At 57.7% G+C, this 18,529-nt stretch carries 19 protein-coding genes; 9 read left to right on the top strand and 10 right to left on the bottom strand.

What is annotated here, in order from left to right:
* Window positions 1-5: 5 nt before the first annotated feature.
* The gene (locus ABWV79_RS13035) at window positions 6-1,082 is read right to left on the bottom strand and encodes an L-dopachrome tautomerase-related protein (protein WP_353392477.1); all 1,077 of its coding nucleotides are present in this window, start codon (window positions 1,080-1,082) and stop codon (window positions 6-8) included.
* Between the two features lie 92 nt (window positions 1,083-1,174).
* On the opposite strand from ABWV79_RS13035, the gene ABWV79_RS13030 reads away from it, so the two are divergent.
* Window positions 1,175-2,050, top strand: coding sequence for a LysR family transcriptional regulator (locus ABWV79_RS13030; RefSeq protein ID WP_170355581.1), 876 nt, complete (start codon window positions 1,175-1,177; stop codon window positions 2,048-2,050).
* Window positions 2,051-2,185: 135 nt separating this feature from the next.
* Entirely contained in the window at window positions 2,186-2,527 is a 342-nt protein-coding gene (locus ABWV79_RS13025; RefSeq protein ID WP_353392476.1) for a DUF2853 family protein, read from the top strand.
* Window positions 2,528-2,717: 190 nt separating this feature from the next.
* Here the strand turns inward: ABWV79_RS13025 and ABWV79_RS13020 are convergent, their stop codons facing one another.
* The 4 genes from ABWV79_RS13020 to tsaD are packed head-to-tail and all read right to left on the bottom strand — an operon-like array spanning window position 2,718 to window position 5,458.
* Window positions 2,718-3,140 carry an EVE domain-containing protein gene (locus tag ABWV79_RS13020; RefSeq protein WP_353392474.1) on the bottom strand — a complete coding sequence of 141 codons (423 nt, stop codon included), beginning with the start codon at window positions 3,138-3,140 and terminating at the stop codon, window positions 2,718-2,720.
* Complete coding sequence (locus ABWV79_RS13015; RefSeq protein WP_170355578.1) at window positions 3,140-3,409, bottom strand: YciI family protein; 270 nt, start codon at window positions 3,407-3,409, stop codon at window positions 3,140-3,142. The genes ABWV79_RS13020 and ABWV79_RS13015 overlap by 1 nt, the downstream gene beginning before the upstream one ends.
* Window position 3,410: 1 nt before the next feature.
* Window positions 3,411-4,367, bottom strand: coding sequence for an NAD(P)H-dependent glycerol-3-phosphate dehydrogenase (locus ABWV79_RS13010; protein ID WP_353392471.1), 957 nt, complete (start codon window positions 4,365-4,367; stop codon window positions 3,411-3,413).
* Window positions 4,364-5,458, bottom strand: a complete 1,095-nt coding sequence (gene tsaD / locus ABWV79_RS13005; protein ID WP_353392469.1) for a tRNA (adenosine(37)-N6)-threonylcarbamoyltransferase complex transferase subunit TsaD — start codon at window positions 5,456-5,458, stop codon at window positions 4,364-4,366. The genes ABWV79_RS13010 and tsaD overlap by 4 nt, the downstream gene beginning before the upstream one ends.
* 97 nt (window positions 5,459-5,555) lie before the next feature.
* Here tsaD and ABWV79_RS13000 point away from each other — a divergent pair, with 97 nt between their 5' ends.
* Genes ABWV79_RS13000 through ABWV79_RS12990 form a run of 3 tightly spaced genes read left to right on the top strand, consistent with a single transcriptional unit; the run spans window position 5,556 to window position 9,081 of the window.
* Window positions 5,556-6,269, top strand: a complete 714-nt coding sequence (locus ABWV79_RS13000) for a uroporphyrinogen-III synthase (protein ID WP_353392467.1) — start codon at window positions 5,556-5,558, stop codon at window positions 6,267-6,269.
* Between the two features lie 54 nt (window positions 6,270-6,323).
* Window positions 6,324-7,574: a COG4223 family protein gene (locus tag ABWV79_RS12995; protein ID WP_353392465.1), complete on the top strand. Its 1,251-nt coding sequence runs from the start codon at window positions 6,324-6,326 to the stop codon at window positions 7,572-7,574.
* 10 nt (window positions 7,575-7,584) lie between these two features.
* Window positions 7,585-9,081, top strand: a complete 1,497-nt coding sequence (locus tag ABWV79_RS12990) for a heme biosynthesis protein HemY (protein ID WP_353392463.1) — start codon at window positions 7,585-7,587, stop codon at window positions 9,079-9,081.
* A 39-nt stretch (window positions 9,082-9,120) separates the two neighbouring features.
* On the opposite strand, the gene ABWV79_RS12985 is transcribed toward ABWV79_RS12990, so the two are convergent.
* The 5 genes from ABWV79_RS12985 to ABWV79_RS12965 all read right to left on the bottom strand — a co-directional run bounded on the left by ABWV79_RS12985 (window position 9,121) and on the right by ABWV79_RS12965 (window position 14,110).
* A complete protein-coding gene (locus ABWV79_RS12985) occupies window positions 9,121-9,894 on the bottom strand; it encodes a citryl-CoA lyase (protein ID WP_353392461.1) in 774 nt (257 codons plus the stop codon).
* Complete coding sequence (locus tag ABWV79_RS12980) at window positions 9,891-11,078, bottom strand: CaiB/BaiF CoA transferase family protein (protein WP_353392459.1); 1,188 nt, start codon at window positions 11,076-11,078, stop codon at window positions 9,891-9,893. The genes ABWV79_RS12985 and ABWV79_RS12980 overlap by 4 nt, the downstream gene beginning before the upstream one ends.
* On the bottom strand, window positions 11,068-12,579 hold the full coding sequence (locus tag ABWV79_RS12975) for a tripartite tricarboxylate transporter permease (RefSeq protein WP_353392457.1): 1,512 nt from the start codon (window positions 12,577-12,579) through the stop codon (window positions 11,068-11,070). Before ABWV79_RS12975 ends, ABWV79_RS12980 begins: the two co-directional genes overlap by 11 nt.
* Before the next feature lies 1 nt (window position 12,580).
* Window positions 12,581-13,063: a tripartite tricarboxylate transporter TctB family protein gene (locus tag ABWV79_RS12970; RefSeq protein ID WP_353392456.1), complete on the bottom strand. Its 483-nt coding sequence runs from the start codon at window positions 13,061-13,063 to the stop codon at window positions 12,581-12,583.
* 66 nt (window positions 13,064-13,129) lie between these two features.
* Window positions 13,130-14,110, bottom strand: coding sequence for a Bug family tripartite tricarboxylate transporter substrate binding protein (locus ABWV79_RS12965; RefSeq protein WP_170355568.1), 981 nt, complete (start codon window positions 14,108-14,110; stop codon window positions 13,130-13,132).
* A gap of 108 nt (window positions 14,111-14,218) precedes the next feature.
* Between ABWV79_RS12965 and ABWV79_RS12960 the strand changes: the two genes are divergently transcribed.
* The 4 genes from ABWV79_RS12960 (at window position 14,219) to ABWV79_RS12945 (ending at window position 18,486) form a co-directional block, all read left to right on the top strand.
* The gene (locus ABWV79_RS12960; protein WP_170355567.1) at window positions 14,219-14,887 is read left to right on the top strand and encodes a response regulator transcription factor; all 669 of its coding nucleotides are present in this window, start codon (window positions 14,219-14,221) and stop codon (window positions 14,885-14,887) included.
* A complete protein-coding gene (locus tag ABWV79_RS12955) occupies window positions 14,877-16,238 on the top strand; it encodes a sensor histidine kinase (protein ID WP_353392454.1) in 1,362 nt (453 codons plus the stop codon). The genes ABWV79_RS12960 and ABWV79_RS12955 overlap by 11 nt, the downstream gene beginning before the upstream one ends.
* On the top strand, window positions 16,217-17,221 hold the full coding sequence (locus ABWV79_RS12950) for an ABC transporter substrate-binding protein (RefSeq protein ID WP_170355565.1): 1,005 nt from the start codon (window positions 16,217-16,219) through the stop codon (window positions 17,219-17,221). Before ABWV79_RS12955 ends, ABWV79_RS12950 begins: the two co-directional genes overlap by 22 nt.
* A gap of 179 nt (window positions 17,222-17,400) precedes the next feature.
* Complete coding sequence (locus ABWV79_RS12945; protein ID WP_353392453.1) at window positions 17,401-18,486, top strand: MHYT domain-containing protein; 1,086 nt, start codon at window positions 17,401-17,403, stop codon at window positions 18,484-18,486.
* Window positions 18,487-18,529 lie beyond the last annotated feature (43 nt).

Raw genomic sequence — 18,529 nt, 5'->3', positions numbered from 1 at the left:
TTGGCTTAGCGTCCGCTGACCGCATCAGCCAGAGATTTGAACCGGACGATCTTGTAGATACCCTTCGAGGCATCTTCGCCATTGTTCAAAACGGGAGAGCGGTGCAACTCGTTAATCGTGGCATAGACATACCCATCCGCACCGATCGAAAACCCGTCTGGCCACGGCAATTCATCGTCCGACTGGAACAGCACTTCATAGCTGCCATCCGGCTTGGTGACGCCCAGCGCATTGTCCGTCATAGCGGTGATGTAGACATTGCCGCCGGTATCCACGGTTGACCCATCTGAGATCGGCTTGTCGCCATAGCGATCAACCTTGGCCTCAAGATCGGCATCTGACAGGCTTTCATCCAGCAGCGCAGCGGTAGGAATGCGGTACATCGCACTTGCAGTCATTGGGGCAAAGTAAACCCAGGTGTTGGTCGGATCGACGGTGATCGGGTTGATGCCTATCTTGGCCGGATTGCCGCCCAGCGTGATCTCACGCCCGTCAATCACCATCGGTGTATCTTCAGGAATCGTATATTTAGAGCCTTCCAGAACCCGCCGCGCGCGCCCGGTATCCAGATCAACCACGATAATGGCCGAGTTCTGCCCGTCGCCGGTATCCGAGATGTAGATGGCTCCATGATCGCGATCCACAGCCAGATCGTTCAGGAACGATGTGGGCCGCGCCACAGGCGCACCGATATAGTGGATCGCGTGCAGCGTTTCGGTTTTGGTGTCCCAGCCGACCACGCGTCCGGTCTGGTTCTCGCCCTGACCATCCAGCATCCACAGGATTCCATCGCGATCCGCCCGCAGGCCCAACACGCCGTTCAACCCGTCCGCATCATCGTTCGGGGCGCGGGCCCAGTCTTCGGTCGGGTAGGGTTTGGTGGAGCCGTCCGGCATCACTTCAACCACGCGCAATTCGGGGCCATAGAATTCATGCACGGACATGAACATGCGCCCATCCGGGCCAATGGCCAGATTGCCCGGAGGCATGGCCTTTTCAAACTCAAGATAGGTTTCCAACTCGGCTGCCGCTGCGGGCAGGGCCAGCGCAAGCGCGCATGTGGCTGCGTAAAGTGATTTCATCAGGTTCTCCTCTGGTCGTGGTTCAGCAGATACCATTTGAAATTTTCCGCGATAACTGGCTCAATCTTGAAACCAGCGTTAGGAATTTTCAAATGTACCATGTGAATGACCTGCTGACCTTTGTCTCGGTCGCGAAAACCGGCGGCGTCGGGTCCGCGGCCAAGGCGCAGGGGATCTCGGCGGCGACGGTCAGCCATCGCATCACGAAGCTTGAGGAGGTTCTGAACCTCAAACTCTTCCACCGCAACAGCCGCAAGGTGCAACTGACCGAAGAAGGTCTGATCTTTCTGGACCGGATCGAACCTTTGTTGGCCGATTTGCGCGATGCCGAGCTTGAGGCCGGCAGTGGCACTGGCGCATTGCGCGGACATTTGCGCGTGACGCTGTCACCCTGGATTTTGTCGCGCTTCATCATGCCGGTCATGAGCGCGTTTCAGGCCGAGCATCCGGACCTGACGGTCGAGTTTCTGGCCGTTGATCGCTATGTCGCGTTGGTGGATGAGGGTATCGACTGCGCGATCCGGGTGGGACAGATGGCCGACAGCACACTAAAGGCCCGTAAACTAAGCGATAATGACAGGATCATCTGTGCTTCACCGGTGTTTTGCGAAACATATGGACTGCCGGCCACGGCTGAAGACTTACGCCTAATGCGCTGGGCCTGTCTGCCGTGGCAAACTCGGCTCGACATCACGGATGGTCACGGTGCTGCGCAGTTTTCGATCCCGCGCGGGATTGCAGTATCGAACTCGGATATGTTGACCGAAGCGGCGGTACAGGGGTTGGGGCTTGCGGTCAAATCCCGCTTAGCTGTTCAGCGCGAGTTGGAAAGCGGGGCACTGGTTGAGGTCATGCCTGGTGTTTTGCGGTCACCTGACGCTCCGATCTCATTCGTGCATGCAGGGAACGCAACACCTGGGCGAAAGGTGCGCGCTTTCTCGGACTTGGCCAATCGCGCCTTTCAGTGAGTTTTACGTGTTTCCTTGGGGGGAAATAAACCAGTTTTTCCCGTTGTGACCTACCCTCAGCTGAATAGATTTCCCGCACTTGTTTCAACCTTTTGTGACTTCGCAGCAAGACGCTGCTTTACGGAAGAGCCAGTCATGGGAAAACGCGACGACTTGATTGCAAAATACGCGGAAGATCTGAAGAACAAATGCGGGATGGATCCCGATATGGACTTGCTGACCAAGGTCACGATCGGTTGCGGTCCGGCGATCTACGATGCCGACGCATCGACCGTGGCGGCCTCGCAAGAGGGCGAGATTGAGACTGTCAAAAACAACTTCCTGATCAAGAAACTGGGCCTGTCCGATAGTCCTGCGTTAGATGAGGCGATACAATCGGTGCTTGGCACTTATGGCATGTCAGAGCGCAATAAATACCGCGCTGTGGTCTATTACATGCTGACCAAACACTTCGGCAAGGAATCGGTCTACGGCTGATCCAATAGCGCCCGTCGCAGCGGCGGGCGTTTCCAATTTTAAGTACTTGGTGTTTGTATCGGCGCCGCTGTTTCGGCTAGTGTCATCTTGTGGCCAGGACGGTCAGAACCGAAGAATTTCTATACGCGTGTGGTGAGTCGGGAGCACGCGGGGTAGGGAAGGTTCTGCATCCGTCGGAACCTTCCCTTTTTTATTCCGCCTGAGTCTGCCCCAGATCGCAGATCACCTGCCATTCGGCATCCGTAACCGGCTGCACTGACAGGCGCGAGTTTTTCACCAGCACCATCTCGTCCAGCCGTCCATCGGTCTTGATCTGGTCCAGCGTGACCAGTGTTTTTAAGGGCCGTACGGCCTTGATATCCACACATTCCCAGCGGTCATCATCGGTGGTGCTGTCAGGATGGGCGGCGGCGCAGACCTCGACGATGCCAACCACCGCCTTGTCCTTTTGCGAGTGGTAAAAGAACCCCCGGTCGCCCACCGCCATCTGGCGCATGAAATTGCGCGCCTGATAGTTGCGCACGCCGTCCCATTCCTCGCCTGCGTCCCCTTTGGCAACCTGTTGGTCCCAGCTCCAGGTCGAGGGTTCGGATTTGAACAGCCAATATGCCATCAGCCGATGACCTTTTTCCACGCGATCAGGTCGACGGACTGGAACAACCCGGCCTTAGCATAGGGATCATTGTCAGCCCAGCTTTGGGCGGCGGCCATGTCTTCCACCTCAAGGATGATCAGCGATCCGATCATTGCGTCGCCATCCAACAGGGGTCCAGCCTGTGCAACGACACCGGTTTCTTCGATGTAAGCCAGGTGGTCGGCGCGATTGTCCAGCCGGGTTTGCAATGCGCCGTCCTTGTCACGGGCGATCAGAGCGATGAGCATATTATTCCTCCTTCAGGGGTCTGTTGAGCAGAGTATCAATGGCCTGCGCCACACTATATGTGCCTTGGCTCAGGTCGGCGACAGTAGCGCTGATAGGCATGTCCAGCCCCTCGGCCCGGGCAATGTCGGACATGGCACGCGCGGTTGCGACGCCCTCGACCGTGGTGGTGGTGTTAAAGGGCTGATTTCGACCCAAACACAGGCCAAAACGATAGTTTCTGGATAACTCGGACGAGCAGGTCAGCACCAGATCGCCCAGTCCCGACAGGCCCATAAGGGTTTCGGGCCGCGCGCCGCGCATTAGGGCAAAGCGCTGCATCTCGGCAAATCCGCGCGTCATCAGCGCGGCGCGGGCGCTGTCGCCCAAACCGGCTCCGATCGCTGCACCGCAAGCGATGGCCATGACGTTCTTCAACGCACCGCCCAGTTCCGCCCCGATCAGATCGGTGGTGCGGTACAGGCGCAGGTTCGCCGTGGTCAGGTCGTGCTGCAGCTCATGCGCATCCTCAGCGCAGGCCAGCGTCAGCGCGGTGGGCAATCCGCGTGCGATATCATCGGCAAAGCTCGGGCCGGTCAGCAGGGCAGGGCGCGCGTCGGGAATGGTCTGGCGGATGACCGAGATCGGACCCAGCCCGGTGGATAGCTCGATACCTTTGCAGCAGGCCACCAGCGTTTTCCCAGCCAGAACCACGCCGTGATCCGTCAGCACACCGCGCAGTTTTTGCATCGGTACCGAGACCAGTAACGTTTGACTGCGCGTTGCCTGCGTAATGTCCGCCGTTGCGGTGATCGCATCCGGCAAGGTCACACCCGGCAGCCGCGCCGCGTTTTCACGCGTGCTGTGCATCACCCGCGCCTGTTCCGCGTCTCGCGCCCAAAGCGTTACCGGTCCGTTTCCGGCCAGCGAAATTGCCAGCGCGGTCCCGAATGCACCCGAGCCCAGAACCGAAACGCTCATGCCTTGGCCCCTTTTTTGCCACTGCCAAGCATTGCGGGACTGGTATGGTCCAAAGGCCAGCGGGGGCGGGCGGTCAAGTCCAGCCCGTCGCGCGCGCCGGTGCGGAATCGCTCGATCCCGGCATAGGCGATCATGGCCGCGTTGTCGGTGCAAAGGGCGAGAGGCGGTGCGGTGAAACGCCCGCCTTTCTCATCGCATGCAGTCTCTAATGCTGAACGAATGGCCGAATTTGCCGCGACGCCTCCGGCCACTGCAATCACCGGCTCCGCGGGGTTTTCGTTTAAATACAGATCCATCGCTCGGCGGGTTTTCTCGGCCAGTGTATCGACAACGGCCTGTTGGAATCCGGCGCACAGATCGGCGCGGTCCTGACGGGTCAGCCCGCCTTTCTCGGCCACGACCTGATCGCGCATCCGCATCAGTGCAGTCTTAAGGCCTGAAAAAGACAGATCACATCCGGGGCGGTCCAACAAAGGCCGTGGAAAGCGGAACCGTGTGGGATCACCTGCGCGGGCCTCGGCCTCGACCGAAGGGCCGCCGGGTTGCGGCAAGCCCAGTAGACGGGCGGTTTTGTCGAACGCCTCACCCGGCGCGTCGTCGATGGTGCCGCCCAGACGGGTAAAGTGGTCCGGCCCGTGGGCGATCAGGTATTGGCAATGTCCGCCCGAAACCAGCAGCATCAGATACGGAAACGCGATCCCGTCGGTCAGGCGCGGCGTCAGCGCGTGGCCTGCCAAGTGGTTCACCCCGATCAAGGGCAACCCGGTCGCGGCACTGATCCCCTTGGCGCACATCACGCCGGACATGACGCCGCCGATCAAACCCGGCCCCGCAGTCACGGCTATGGCGTCCATGTCGGACAGAGCCAAACCGGCCTCCTCAAGCGCCTGCATGACGCAAGTGTCCAGTTTCTCGGCATGAGCGCGGGCAGCAATCTCGGGGACAACGCCGCCAAAGGCACTGTGCAGTTCGTTTTGGCCTTGAACGATCGAGGACAAAACCTCGGCCCCGTTTTCGCCATGGCGCACAACGGCTGCGGCTGTGTCGTCACAGCTGCTTTCCAACCCGAGGACAGTAAGTGTTTGCACCATTGGCCTGATCCGTTACACCTTGGTTGCCAAGCGGGGTATCACCCTGTGCGGATGCAAACAATCCCAAGGCCCAAGGCGCCGACCGTTGTATTTGTTGATGACCCGCCCGCGCGCGGCCTCTGAAAGGTTCGTTGCGCAGCTTCCGACCCGCGTCAGGTCTCGGGTGCAGGTCATCTATTCCCCGATTCTGGAAATCAAACCCCTGCCGGTTCGTGTGGATACGATTGATACGCGTGGGCTGATTTTCACCTCAGCCAATGCGGTGAACGCGGCGGCCTCGGCTGGGGTTGAGCGGTCTCTGCCTGCCTTCTGCGTGGGTCCTGCAACAACAGGTACGGCAAAAGGTGCTGGGTGGGACGCGCAAATGATGGGCCAGACCGCCGAGGAGTTAATCGCAGCCCTTTTGCAAACCCGACCGCTCAGTCCGCTACTGCACCTGCGAGGCGAGCACAGCCGGGGCAATATTGCCGCGCGGCTAACCGAATCCGGCCTGACCGTGCGCGAACAGCCCGTTTACCAGCAAAACCTGTTACCGCTGACACCCGAAGCGACTGCCGCCGCAAGCGGCAAATCCGCTGTTTTGGTTCCAATATTTTCACCCAGAACGGCGCGACATTTTGCCGACATCTGGCGCGGTTCTGCCCCGCTTTGGGTAGCTGCCATCAGCCAGGCCACGGCCGAACCCCTTTATTCTTTGCCCTATGCGCGGTTGAAGGTCGCGAAAGCGCCGACACCCAAGAAAATGCGTAAGGCCGTTAAAAAACTTGTGAAACATGCGTTGCGGGTTGAGGGCGACGTGGCCACCGACTAACTTAGCCGGGTCTGTTGTTCCAAGCATTTCGGATTCGATAAGGGGAATATTGCGGTGGCTGATAAGAAGAACTCCGATCAAAAACCGGTGGATGATCCCAAGACAGATGAGTCGGTTGAAGCTGTTTCCGCATCTGAGGAACCGACTATTGACGATGCAACAGGGTTAGAAGAGACCCTTTCCGAAGCCGAAGCCGAAGCCGAAGCCGAAGCCGAAGCCGAAGCCGAAGCCGAAGCCGAAGCCGAAGCCGAAGCCGAAGCCGAAGCCGAAGCCGAAGCCGAAGCCGAAGCCGAAGCCGAAGCCAATCTTGAACGTTTCAAGGAGAACCTGTCCGAACGTCAGTCGGAAAAGAAAGGTGGCTTTGTTCCGGCGTTGATCGGCGGTGCGATTGCAGCCGCAATCGGGTTCGCGGCGGGCAGCGCTGGTTTGTTCGACTCCGGCAGCTCGGACGCGTTGACCACGCTCGAGACAAAGCTGACCGATCAAGCCAACCAAATCGATGCGCTCTCGAAATCTCTGTCCGATGGCTCGGACTTGGAAAGCAAGATTGCTGCTTTGACAGAACAGTTGGCTCCGATCACGTCGGATCTGTACGCCGTTCAATCCGGCCTTGATGGTTTGTCAGGACAGATCCAGCCTCTGGCTGATCGCTTGGCCGCGCTGGAAAGCGGCGCGCTGACCCAAGGAGCCACCCCCGAAACCACAGCCGCATTTGAAGCCGAGCTGAAAAAACTGCAGGACTCGCTGGTTGCCCAACGCGCCGAGGTTGAAAAGATGGTTGCGGAAGCTCAGGCTCTGGAAGCAAAAGCTTCGGATGAGGCTTTGGCCGCGACCAATGCAGCGATACTGTCTAAGCTCCACGGGCAGTTGGATGCAGGGCAACCCTATTCCGACCTTCTTTCCGAACTGTCTGCTGGCGGGGTCGAAATCCCGGGTGCGTTGTCCGCGGCCGCGGACAATGGAGTTGCGACGGTTTCGGCCCTGCGTGAGGATTTTGCGCCAGCCGCCCGCGCTGCTCTTGCCGACGCCCGAGAGGCGGAGAAAGGCACGGGGATCGTCGCGTTCCTCCAGCGCCAGACGGGTGCGCGTTCGGTAACACCGCAAGAGGGTGATGATCCGGATGCGATCTTGTCTCGTGCGCAAGCGGCGCTGTCCGCCGGCGATGTGGCTGGGGCTTTGAACGAACTGAAATCTCTGCCCGAGGCGGCCCGTGCTGCGCTGGCTGAATGGGAACAAGCGGCGCAGACACGGGTATCTGCCGTGGATGCCGCAGATGCGCTTGCTTCTGGCGCGAACTCGAACTGAAGGACCTGCCATGCTGTGGTCACTGATAAAAATCCTTGTATTTGTTGCCATTGTTGGCCTTCTGGCTATTGGTGCCGGGTTCCTGATGGAAACCAGCGGCGGTATTCAGATCACGGCGGGTGGCACGGAATACACTCTGGGGCCTTTGCAATCGGTTATTGCGCTGGGCGTGTTGGTCTTTGCAATCTGGGTGTTCTTCAAACTGCTGACCCTGCTGATCGCCACGCTGAAATTCCTAAATGGCGATGAAACCGCCCTGTCGCGCTATTTCGACCGCAGCCGTGAACAGCGCGGCTATCAGGCGCTGGCTGATGGGCTGATGGCACTGGCTTCGGGCGAGGGGCGCATTGCCATGTCCAAGGCCACCAAGGCCGAAAAACTGCTGAACAAGCCTGAACTAACCAATCTGCTGGTGGCACAGGCGGCCGAGATGAATGGTGACACCAAGAAAGCCTCGGACACCTATAAGAAACTGGTGACGAACAATGCCACCCGGTTTGTGGGCGTGCGTGGTATCTTGAAGCAGAAACTGGCCGAGGGTGATGACGATACCGCCCGGAAGCTGGCCGAAAAGGCGCTGGCGATCAAGCCGCGCCACGCCGAAACACAAGACATCCTGTTGGGGCTGCAAACCAAGTCGCAGGATTGGGCAGGCGCGCGTTCGACTCTAACGGCCAAGCTCAAGGCTGGTCATCTGCCGCGCGACGTGTTCAAACGCCGTGATGCAGTGCTGGCTCTGTCCGAAGCCAAGGGCATTCTGGAAGAAGGTGCCACGGTCGAACAGCAAGAACACGCGATCGAGGCCAACCGATTGTCGCCTGATCTGGTTCCTGCCGCTGCGATGGCCGCGCGGGCCTATATCGAAAAGGGCAAGCCGCGCGCCGCGACCAAGATCCTGAAAAAAGCGTGGGAGGTGCAGCCGCATCCCGATCTGGCCCATGCCTTTGCGGAAATCGCGCCGGATGAAACGCCGGATGCGCGGATCAAGCGGTTCACCGCCCTGACCCGTATCCACCCGGAAAACCCTGAAACGCGCCTGATCCTGGCCGAGTTGAACATCGTGGCCGAGGACTTCCCCGAAGCTCGCCGTGCGCTGGGCGATGTGGTCGAAAAACAAGCCGATGCCCGTGCCTATACGCTGATGGCGGCGATTGAACGGGGCGAGGGCGCCTCGGACGCGGTGGTGCAGGGATGGCTGGCCAAAGCGTTGAACGCGCCGCGCGGGCCGCAATGGGTCTGCGACAACTGCCATGATATCCAGCCCGAATGGGCTCCGGTCTGCCAGAACTGCCACAGCTTTGACACGCTGAGCTGGCAAACCCCGCAAACGCCCGAGATCGCCTCGGCGACCGGTGTTCACATGCTGCCCCTGATCGTTGGCGCGCTTGAAGACAAGGTCGAGCCGGAGGTTGAAGAGCCGGAAGAAGAAGTTGCGCCCGACGTGATCGAAATGGAGGCCGAACCCGTGCGCCCCGATGTCGAGCCTGCGGTCGAAGAGAAGGTCTGAGGACTCGGATCAATGGACACTTTAGAACCTTGATGCCACTTACGTGTCGCTGGGCAAGTACGTCCAGCGATACTTTGGCGGGGTCGGTCCTTTGTTTCGGCCACCCTGCTGAGATTGTTCCCACGCATGTGCAAGAATGCCGACAGAACGGGACAGGCAAAACAGGCCACGCGCCAATGGCGCGTCAAAACCAAGCTCGGCATAGATCACCGCTGTGGCTCCGTCGATATTCATCGGAACGGGTTTGCCTTTGCGCTGCGCCAATTCGCCTTCGATGTCGATCGCGACAGATTTGTAGCGCCCATCACAGGCACCTGCCTCAATCGCTTCGTCCACAAGGCTCATTAAACGTGGTGCGCGTGGATCCGTTGGGGTGTGAAAGCGGTGGCCGAATCCGGGCAGAATTTTCCCTTGCGCGGCAATCCAGTCATCCAGCGCCGGGCCAACGGCGGACGGGTGAGCATTGACAAACTGATACAGGGTCACCGCTTGTTCACCAGCGCCGCCGTGGATGTCCCCTAGCATATTCACCGCGCTTGCCATGGCATTGTTGAGCGGCAGTCCACACGTTACTGCCATTCGGGCCGTAGCGATCGAAGGGGCTTGTGGCCCGTGATCCACGGCAGAAACCAAGGCGGCCTCGAACAATTTCAACTGTGCGGCGGATGGCCTGTCTCCGCGCACCATGAACCAGATTATTTCCGCGAAACCAAGGTTGCCGATAAGGTCCTGAATAGGTGTGCCCCGCAGGTCTATTCGTCCGGGTTCCATGTCGATGATGGATGTTGACCACCAGTCAGCGACATCGCTCATATGATCCCCTCCTTCGTCAACGCATTTATTTCGTCGTGGCTCAGACCAAGCTCAGACCAGATCACGGCATTATCTGCCCCCAAGTCCGGTGGGGCGGCCCGGGGCATTCTGCGTTGACCATCCATCACAACAGGGCTGCCGGTCAGTTTCAGCTCGTCGCTTTGGGACGGCAAAGATCCAATCAATCCGCGGCCTGTCAGCTGTTCGTCGGCCAGCGCTTCGGGCACGGTCATCACCTGCCCGGTCGGAACGCCAATCGCGTTTAACTCGCGAACCCATTCCCGAGAGGGTCGGGTTCGCAGCGTGGCTTCAAGATCGTCCCTAAGGTTATGGCGGTTCCTCTTGCGATCTTCACGCGAGGCATAGTCAGGGTTGCCCAGCAAATCTTCCCGTCCAAGGTGTCGAGCAAGCGCCTGCCATTGTTCGTCACGATTGGCCGCGATGTTGATCGGGTTATCCGCAGTGGCAAAGGTTCCTGACGGGGCGGATGTGGTGTTTTCGTTGCCATGCGCTGCCGGTGTGACATCCCCGATCAGGTAGTTCGACACCACCCAGCCCATGGTGGAGATCACCGCCTCGGACATTGCGATATCCAGAAACGTGCCGCGTGGTCTGGCGTTCAGGGCCGCACTGATCGCAAAAGCGGCCGTTAGCCCCCCGACGGTATCGGCCAGCGGGTAGCCGACGCGATAGGGCGCTGTATCGGCTGCTCCGGTGATCGACATGACACCGCTGATACCCTGAACGATTTGGTCGTAGGCCGGGTCTTTTTTACGAGGACCATCCTGCCCAAAACCGCTGATTGCACAATAGATCAGGTTGGCATTTTCAGCGCGCAGAACGTCATAGCCAAGGCCAAGCCGGTCCATTACACCGGGCCGGAAATTTTCGACCAGCACGTCGGCGGTTTGAACCAGCTTCTTCAGCAAGTCTTTGCCCTTTGCCGGCTTCATATCCAGCGTGACGGATTTCTTATCCGCGTTCTGGGCGAGAAAACTGATGCCCATCCCGGCCTTGTTGCGGTCTGGGTCTGCGCCCAACACCCGAGCAAGGTCGCCGCCCTCAGGCCGTTCGACCTTGATCACCTCGGCCCCCATCAAGGCAAGCTGATAGCAGCAATACGGGCCCGCCAGAACATTCGTCAGGTCAAGAACTCGTATTCCTGCCAAAGGCTCAGTCGCCATCGGCGACACCGGCAGCCCGTGCCCGTGCGCGACGCGCGCGATAGCTGGGCAGCAACACCAGCAGCGCGGCGATGACCAGCAGGCCCAGCGTCATGGGGCGTTCCCAGATAAACCCGATCCCGTCATAGAGCTGCATGGACCTTGCAAAGTTGTCTTCCATCATTCCGCCAAGGATGAACCCGATCAGAAGCGGGGCCAGCGGATAGTCGGCAAATTTCAAAGCCGTGGCACAGACGCCGAAGCCCACAAGGATCAACAGCTCCGTTGCATTGTTCTGCCCGATATATGCGCCCATCAGGGTGAAGAACAGAATGAACGGGATCAAGTAGTTGCGCGGGACCGAGAGTACCTTTGCGATGTAAGGGATCAGCGGCAAGTTCAGGATCAACAGGACAAGGTTTCCGATAAACATGGACATGATCACAGCCCAGAAGATTTGAGGCTCATCCAGCATCAGACGCGGACCGGGTGTCACGTTCAGAGCAATCAGCGCGCCCAGAAGGATCGCCGTTGTGCCGGAACCTGGAATGCCCAAAGTCAGCAGTGGAACGAATGATCCGGTGCAGGCCGCGTTGTTTGCTGTTTCCGGGGCTGCCAGACCCTTGATCGAGCCTTTGCCAAATTCTTCTTGTTCCTCTTTCGGAGCGATGTTGCGTTCAACCGCGTAGCCTAGGAAACTGGCAATCGTCGCACCGGCGCCAGGAAGAACGCCGATGAAGAAACCTTGTACGGACTGCCGTCCCACAACTGGTGCAATTGCCTTGGCTTCTTCCTTGGTGATGCGCAGGTCCTTGATCTCGCCATCATCACCTTTCAGATCTTTTGGCTTCAGGACCAGAAACAGCGCTTCGGGCAAGGCAAACATGGCCATGGCCAGTGTGATGAAGCCGAAGCCCGATTGCAGGTCCATGATTCCCATGGTGAACCGAGGCAGGTTGAACAACGCGCCCTCACCAACGGTAGCCATGATCAGCCCCAGTACCGTCATGATGACAGCTTTGGCGACTTGACCGCTTCCGGCGAAGGCAGCGATGGCTGAAAGACCAACGACCATAAGGGCGAAATACTCGGCCGAGTGGAACAGCAGCGCAACAGAAGACAAAGCCGGTGCAAACACCATAAGCAGGACGGCACCCAGCGTACCGCCTGCGAAACTGGCGATTGCGGCGATTGTCAGTGCTTTCCCAGCCTTGCCTTGGCGGGCCATCGGATAGCCATCAAAACTTGAGGCCACCGTACCGGCGACGCCCGGCGCGTTCAGCAAGATGGATGACGTGGAACCGCCAAAGATCGCTCCGTAATACACCCCAGCCAAAAGGATCAGTGCGGCGGATGGGTCGCCCATCGAGATTGCAACCGGGATCATGATGGCGATGATCGACATCGGTCCAAGACCGGGCAACATCCCGATGAATGTGCCGATCAGACACCCAGCGATGACCATCAGTAGGTTTTGGATTGAGAATGCCGTTTGCAGGCCGATCAGAAGTCCTTCAAGCATGTCAGCCTCCGAAAATGCCCGGCAGCGGGCGCATGTAAATGCCAAGAACTTCCTGAACCAGATACCAGACGGCCCCCGTTGCGATGAATGCAACAGGCAGCATGATATGCCACTTGCGCTCACCCAGAATGATAGAGCCAAGTATCAGGAATGCCGACGTCGAAATCAGAAAGCCCACGGGTCGCAGGCAAAGGGCATAAATGACCATCAAAGCCAGCAGCATCAGCGCCTGATCCAGATGGTAGTCACCCAGCCGGCGATAATCGATGTCGGCTTCCTTGATCTCGGACTTTTCAAAGCCCAGCAGGATAATTGTCGTCGTGATGATACCCAGAATGGACAGCACTTTGGGGAAGGTGCTTGGCCAGATGGGATTTCTTTGCATGAAGGGGGGGAGGCTACCGTCCATCGTGAACCAGGCGGCGTAGCCATATGTTAAACAAACACCCAGCAGAACGAGCGCGATCCAGCGATCCAACGCCATGATGCCCCCTCCTTTTTTGTTGTATTTGGGGAAGGCAGAGCGGCGGTCCGCTCTGCCGATTTTTAGTTAGAGGAAGCCCAGCTTCTTCATCAGATCACCGATTTGCTGTTCCTGCTGCTCAAGGAACGTCTGGAAGTCAGCTCCCGAGTTGTGGATGTTGACCCAACCGTTACGCGCCCGAACTTCTTCCCATTCAGGAGTGTCGTACATCTTGGCGATTGCGTCTTGATATGCCGCCAGCTTGTCTTCCGGCAGGCCGGGTGCTGCGAAGAAACCGCGCCAGTTGACGAAGGTGGTATCAATACCCTGTTCCTTCATGGTCATCGCATCAGGAGCAGCGTCGACGCGTTCTTCCGATGTGACACCGATGATTTTGACTTCGCCCGCGTTCGACAGGTCAACAGCCTCTGAGAAACCGGTCGACAGAGCCGCGATTTCACCGGACAGAAGCGCCGCCATGGCTTTACCGCCTGCGTCATACGGAATGTACTTCACGCCCAGAGCGTCTTTTCCAGCGGCTTCCATGACCATGGCTGCAACCAAGTGATCCATGCCGCCCGGTACCGAACCACCACCAATTGCTGTGGCCGAAGGATCAGCGTCAAAAGCCGCCAACAGATCGTCCATCGAATTGATCGGGCTGTCTTTACCCACAACAATCGCCGCATAGTCACCGATGGTGCCTGAAACCAGAGTCAGGTCGCGGAAGTTATGCGGGAAAACACCAGTCAGCGAACGGATTACGATGGGCGTTGAGTTCACCATCAATGTGCCGTGATTGCTGTCAGCGTTTTCAATCAGAAAGCCGATGGCCTTACCGCCGCCGCCGCCTGACATGTTCTCATAGGATGCAGTGCCAACAAGACCCGCATTCGTAAGGGCTTCACCCGTGCCGCGGGCAGTTCCGTCCCAACCGCCACCGGCACCACCGGGGATCAGAAAGTGGATGCTGTCCACAACTTGATCTTCGGCCAACGTCGGGCCGGTCAGGCCGATTGCGGCCACAGCTGCGATTAGGGCGCGACGGCCCAGTTTAATCGTTGTCATGATTTCCTCCCGTTTGACAACCGGCCGCATGGCGGCTCAGATTGGATGGAACAAAAACACACCAACCTGACATCAACCTGTCACGCGGCAAAATACTGAAAAAGCCTGATGAAATTTCTACTTGTCGAAGACAACTTGGACCTCGCGAACGCGGTCAGTTCGCGCATGCGTCTGGACGGCCATGTCATTGATCACGCAGCGAATTTGGAGGACGCAACCGCCTTTGTCGAAACCGAAGAATATGACCTGATTCTGCTGGATATCATGCTTCCTGATGGGGACGGGCGAGACTTTCTGAAACGGCATCGGGCAAGTCGACTGGACACTCCCGTGATTGTATTGACCGCGCGCAGTCAGGTTTCTGATCGAATCGGTTCTTTGGATCTTGGGGCCGACGATTACGTCACAAAACCATTTGATCACGCTGAACTCGAGGCTAGATGCCGTGCCGTTTTGCGTCGCAAGTCAGGCATCACAAAAACGACGATCGAGATGGGCGGCATTGTCTTCGATCCGGTCGCGGGGCATTTGGTCGTCGCCGGGGACATTGTTTCTTTGCGGAATCGTGAATTGCGTATGATGGAGCTGTTCATCAACGCACCTGGTCATGTGTTCTCGAAACAGAAGCTGGCAGATCGGTTGTTTTCCTACGATGACAACATTTCAGACAACGCCATCGAGGTCTATGTGGGCCGATTGCGCAGGCATCTTGAAAAGTCGGACCTCAAGATAACTACTCTGCGCGGTCTGGGGTATAGGCTGGATCATGACAACTAATCCGACCGTTTCTGGGTCATTGCGAAACAGGCTGGTGCTCGCGTTGATTGGCGGTGCGGCTGTTCTTGCAATTCTTCTGTTTTTCACAGTTCGCAATTACGCGGCGCAGGTGGCACAACAAGGTCAGGACAACATACTTGAAGCTTCAGTCACATCAATACTGGATGCTGCGGCGCTCAGAGATGGTGCACTCGAGGTAGATATCCCGTACGCAGCATTTTCAATGCTGAGTACACCGTCAGATGACCGAGTGTTCTATGCGATCTTTCAGGACGGTGAGTTCCTATCAGGCTACGAAGACCTTCGGTTTGCTGGTGGGCTCGGAGAAAGCGATTGGTCGTTCAAAACTGGCGAAGTTCGCGAAGAACTTATCCGACAGGTCAGCGCCAGCCGGACTCTTGTTGGACTTGACCGACAAACCGAGGTCGAAGTCGTACTGGGTCAAACACAAGATGCGCTTTCCGAAACTCTTGATCAGATTTCGCGCAATGCTGCTTTTCTTGGGTTGGGGTTCTTTCTACTCACCGCAGCTTTATCTTTCTGGATCACGTCGACAACCATTGGTCAGCTCAACAAGTTGACGACTTCGGTAACCCGAAGGGGGCCGCAGGATCTGAGTCCTTTCAAAAAACCAGTGCCACGAGAAATGGCGCCGCTTGTCATGTCCTTGAATTCCTTGATGGGCCGGTTGGATCAGTCGCTTAGCCAATCCGAGGACTTTATCGCCGAAGCAGCCCACCGCGTCAGGACACCTTTGGCGACTGTCAGATCATACGCCGAAGCCACGCTCCACCGCGTGGAAAGAAAAGAAAACCGCGAGGCGCTGCGTGCTATGGTTCGCGCGATTGACGAAAGCTCGCGCGCGGCAGGTCAACTTTTGGATCACGCCATGATTACGTCTCGCGCGGACCGGCTAGAGCGCGAGAATGTTGACCTTGTCGAGTTGATCCAAGAGCTGGTTCAGCGTTTGACGCCCATCGCTGAAATGAAGGAACTGTCGCTCTGTCTGACGGGCGATAAATCGGTTCCGTATTCTGGAGATCCTATTCTTATTCAAAACGCTGTCAGAAACATGATCGACAACGCGTTGAAATATGCACCTGCAGACAGCATCGTAGAAATAGAGGTCACAGCGAAACCCGAGATTAAGGTCAGCGACACGGGGCCCGGCTTTCTTCCCTGCGAAGTTGACAGACTTACCCGGCGATTTGAGCGTGGGGAAAACGCTGTAGGAACCATTGGCTCTGGACTGGGACTAACCATTGCAAAGGATGTGGCGACTGCACATGGGGGGATACTGGTTTTATCGAACCGGCCAAAGGGGGGCGCATGCGTTACATTATCGCTTTGATGCTGGCTTTTCTGCCCGGCGCTGGATGGGCAGAAGACTGGGAAGATCAGTTGATTTTCAACGAGGGTGCAGAGGGTCCCAGGCTGCGGGTAATATCGAGCACGGACACAGTTCTATTTGCGCCACTGATCGAGGAGTTTGTGGCGAAGAATCCCTCAATTAGTGTCGAATACCTGGTCTCGGGCACGGCCGATATCAACATGCGGGTCCGAGCCGCTGCTGATGCATTTGACGTAGTAGTGTCCAGTGCGATGGATCTGCAACTCAAACTGGCCAATGATGGGTATGCCCTACCAATCGACGACATCGATACACCGCACTGGGCACAATGGCACAACAGCCTTTTCTCGTTCACCACTGAGCCGGCGGCCATTGTGATCAACAGGGCGGCATTTGAAGGCCAGCAAGTTCCCGTAACGCGCCAAATGTTGATCGAAGCTTTACGTAAACGCCCGGAAGAATTCCGTGGCAAGGTAGGCACTTATGATGTTCGCCAGTCCGGTTTGGGTTACCTCTTTGCAACGCAGGATGCGCGAGCTTCGGAAACCTATTGGCGCTTGATGGAAGTTATGGGCGGGCTTGATGTGCGGTTGTATTGTTGTTCGGGCGAAATGATCAATGATCTGGCCGATGGCACGATTTTGGTCGCATACAACGTGTTGGGCAGCTACGCCGCTGTCCGAGCCGAAGGTAAAGATGCGCTTGAAGTTATTTTTCCGACTGATTTTCAAACGATTATGATGCGTACAGCTTTGGTTTCCAATGCAACTCAGGAACCAGACGCAGCAGAAGCTTTCATCCGCCATCTCGTTGCCGAAAAATCTGCCGCGCAGGAAACGCAGTCCTCCCTCCCGCCGCTGACGTCTCCGGGAGGGGTGACTGACAGAGAAACGATTGGATTGAACCCGGCTTTGCTGACTTTTTTGGATGACCTTAAGCGTAAAAAGTTTCTTTCCGCATGGGAAAATGCGGTGATTCAATAGGCAGCGGAGACCATCAAGTAGATCTGAGCGCGAACTTGTAACGCGCTGAATTTCTAAGTCGCAAACGAAAAAAGGTTACGGCCGAGGCGAGCACCGAATTCGTGTTCAAGAGCCAATTGTCCCAATCAAATCCGTTTGCTAACGTCGTCCACGCGTCGGGGAGGGCGCCTAAACCAAAGATGCTGGACTATTCGCATAACGCTTGGCTTGTGGCAGCCTCGTTAGCTGTGGCGCTCATGGCGGGGTTTACTGGCCTTTATCTTACGCATGGCGCATCGAAGCTGGACGACCAACGCCGTAAGATCATCGTGGCGCTGGCTGCGGTGGTTCTGGGCGGCGGCATCTGGTCGATGCATTTCGTCGCCATGCTGGGCCTGCAACTTCCGATCCTGTTCTACTATGACGCGCTGATCACACTGATTTCGGCCCTTGTGGCGATCCTGATGGTAGGTTTGGCGCTGCTGTTGCTGCATTTCCGGCCACGTTCGGTGCAGACCATAGTGGGGGCGGGCGTGATCGTGGGCCTTGGCATCGTTGTGATGCACTATATAGGCATGGCCGGGATGGAGTTGTGTCGCCCGGTCTACAACGTGTGGGACGTACTGTTGTCAACGCTGGCCTCGGTCTTGCTGTCGGTTGTGGCGATCTGGGTGGCCTACGACAACCGCACGCAGCGTAACATCTTGCTGGGAACGGCCTGTTTCGGATTGGCGGTGTTTACAATGCACTTCGTGGCCACCGGTCTGACCGATTTCACCGTCAGCGACAGCACCGGCGGGGCCGGTCCGGCACTGAACAATCAGGTGCTGGCGATGGGTGTCACCGTGGCTGTGTTCCTGATCTGTGGAGCGTTTCTGTTAACCGGCGTTAGCTTCCTTGAACCTGCTGCTGTTGCGGCCCCTGCTGCGCCCAGCTCCGAACCCGTGACCTTGCGGGCGGGCATTCCGTTTGAGCGCGAAGGCCAGACCTTTTTCGCCACCCCGACCGAGATCGCCGCGATCCGGGCCGAAGGGCATTATACCGTGCTCTATATCGGGGCCGAGAAACTGTTCTGTCCCTGGTCCATCACCGAGGCTGAAACCCGCCTGACGCCGGACGGGTTTTTGCGCGCCCATCGCAGCTATCTGGTGAATCCCAAACATGTCTCCAGTTTCGAACGTCACAAGGACAATGGCACTTGTTATTTCGACGGTGTGGACGCGTTGACCAAGGTGCCGGTCAGCCGGTCACGCCTATCTGACATTCGCGACGCGCTGGGCCTTTGATCGCAACTCGTGCAGCCTATTCGTATTTCGTGAAACAAGCTGC

Origin of the sequence: Ruegeria sp. HU-ET01832 (genome assembly GCF_040371315.1) — a bacterium.
Lineage (GTDB): Bacteria > Pseudomonadota > Alphaproteobacteria > Rhodobacterales > Rhodobacteraceae > Ruegeria > Ruegeria lacuscaerulensis_A.
This window is presented reverse-complemented; position numbering and strand designations above follow the sequence as displayed.

Excerpts from the sequence above, each read along its gene's own strand:
- ABWV79_RS13035 (WP_353392477.1), bottom strand. The coding sequence starts at position 1,082 with ATGAAATCACTTTACGCAGCCACATGCGCGCTTGCGCTGGCCCTGCCC.
- ABWV79_RS13030 (WP_170355581.1), top strand. The coding sequence starts at position 1,175 with ATGTACCATGTGAATGACCTGCTGACCTTTGTCTCGGTCGCGAAAACC.
- ABWV79_RS13025 (WP_353392476.1), top strand. The coding sequence starts at position 2,186 with ATGGGAAAACGCGACGACTTGATTGCAAAATACGCGGAAGATCTGAAG.
- ABWV79_RS13020 (WP_353392474.1), bottom strand. The coding sequence starts at position 3,140 with ATGGCATATTGGCTGTTCAAATCCGAACCCTCGACCTGGAGCTGGGAC.
- ABWV79_RS13015 (WP_170355578.1), bottom strand. The coding sequence starts at position 3,409 with ATGCTCATCGCTCTGATCGCCCGTGACAAGGACGGCGCATTGCAAACC.
- ABWV79_RS13010 (WP_353392471.1), bottom strand. The coding sequence starts at position 4,367 with ATGAGCGTTTCGGTTCTGGGCTCGGGTGCATTCGGGACCGCGCTGGCA.
- tsaD (WP_353392469.1), bottom strand. The coding sequence starts at position 5,458 with ATGGTGCAAACACTTACTGTCCTCGGGTTGGAAAGCAGCTGTGACGAC.
- ABWV79_RS13000 (WP_353392467.1), top strand. The coding sequence starts at position 5,556 with ATGACCCGCCCGCGCGCGGCCTCTGAAAGGTTCGTTGCGCAGCTTCCG.
- ABWV79_RS12990 (WP_353392463.1), top strand. The coding sequence starts at position 7,585 with ATGCTGTGGTCACTGATAAAAATCCTTGTATTTGTTGCCATTGTTGGC.
- ABWV79_RS12985 (WP_353392461.1), bottom strand. The coding sequence starts at position 9,894 with ATGAGCGATGTCGCTGACTGGTGGTCAACATCCATCATCGACATGGAA.
- ABWV79_RS12980 (WP_353392459.1), bottom strand. The coding sequence starts at position 11,078 with ATGGCGACTGAGCCTTTGGCAGGAATACGAGTTCTTGACCTGACGAAT.
- ABWV79_RS12975 (WP_353392457.1), bottom strand. The coding sequence starts at position 12,579 with ATGCTTGAAGGACTTCTGATCGGCCTGCAAACGGCATTCTCAATCCAA.
- ABWV79_RS12970 (WP_353392456.1), bottom strand. The coding sequence starts at position 13,063 with ATGGCGTTGGATCGCTGGATCGCGCTCGTTCTGCTGGGTGTTTGTTTA.
- ABWV79_RS12965 (WP_170355568.1), bottom strand. The coding sequence starts at position 14,110 with ATGACAACGATTAAACTGGGCCGTCGCGCCCTAATCGCAGCTGTGGCC.
- ABWV79_RS12960 (WP_170355567.1), top strand. The coding sequence starts at position 14,219 with ATGAAATTTCTACTTGTCGAAGACAACTTGGACCTCGCGAACGCGGTC.
- ABWV79_RS12955 (WP_353392454.1), top strand. The coding sequence starts at position 14,877 with ATGACAACTAATCCGACCGTTTCTGGGTCATTGCGAAACAGGCTGGTG.
- ABWV79_RS12950 (WP_170355565.1), top strand. The coding sequence starts at position 16,217 with ATGCGTTACATTATCGCTTTGATGCTGGCTTTTCTGCCCGGCGCTGGA.
- ABWV79_RS12945 (WP_353392453.1), top strand. The coding sequence starts at position 17,401 with ATGCTGGACTATTCGCATAACGCTTGGCTTGTGGCAGCCTCGTTAGCT.